1 protein-coding gene and 2 pseudogenes are annotated in these 721 nt (G+C 46.6%); all 3 read left to right on the top strand.

All coding sequences use genetic code 11. The features are described from left to right. Positions 1 to 140: pseudogene (locus ACFINE_RS09900) on the top strand (phage tail protein); the annotation flags it as partial. Continuing rightward, the gene (locus ACFINE_RS09895; RefSeq protein WP_375621909.1) at positions 137 to 391 is read left to right on the top strand and encodes a tail protein X; all 255 of its coding nucleotides are present in this window, start codon (positions 137 to 139) and stop codon (positions 389 to 391) included. The pseudogene ACFINE_RS09900 and the gene ACFINE_RS09895, both read left to right, overlap by 4 nt. Then, a pseudogene (locus ACFINE_RS09890) lies at positions 382 to 721 on the top strand (late control protein); the annotation flags it as partial. The gene ACFINE_RS09895 and the pseudogene ACFINE_RS09890, both read left to right, overlap by 10 nt.

The raw sequence follows: 721 nt of genomic DNA, 5'->3' as shown, positions 1-721 counted from the left end.
CAAAAGACCACGACTATATCAGTCGCTCTGGTCAATCCCAGCGCATCCGCTATTCCATTACGCTCTTGCCCTTTTTTAATGGCGGAAAACCACAAGGACAATACCAGGTGGGACAATACCAAGAGGGGCAAACTCTATGAAGATACCAGAAAAGCATGTTGTTGTAGAGCTAGAGGATATGAGCCTCGATCTCCTCTGCTTTCACCATGCCATGGCAGTGTTCAGAGACCGGAGGCAAGCTGGTTTACTCAAAGGCTATTTAGAAGCCACTCTGGAAGCTAATCCAGAGATTGCCAAATATGGTGTGTTTTTACCGCGGGGCTTAAAGGTCATTCTGCCTGAGTTTATCAGCCAAGAAAAGAACAGCGTGGTGAAGCGGTTATGGGATTAATGCGCACGCATCCTTTTATTGAGGTGAGGGTGGGGGATAAGCTTGTTCATGAGGTTTTTTATCAGCGTCTTTTAACCGCAACCATTACGGACCATGCCGGCAATGAAGCCGATACATTTGAAGCAGAGTTTGATGATAGTGGTAATGATTTAGAGGTTCCCTCAAGCAACAGCACTCTGCAAGTGATTTTTGGCTATGAGAACAGCATCAGTGCCTTTATGGGGCGTTTTGTTGTTGAGTCGGTGGTGAGTATTGGTGGCAGTGATGGAGAGATTTTGCGCCTTTGTGGCAAAAGCGCCTCGATGCGTAAAGAACTCAAAGAACAAGCGA

It is taken from the genome of Bartonella sp. AA97HXZ (genome assembly GCF_042196985.1).
Classification (GTDB): Bacteria; Pseudomonadota; Alphaproteobacteria; order Rhizobiales; family Rhizobiaceae; genus Bartonella.
This window is presented reverse-complemented; position numbering and strand designations above follow the sequence as displayed.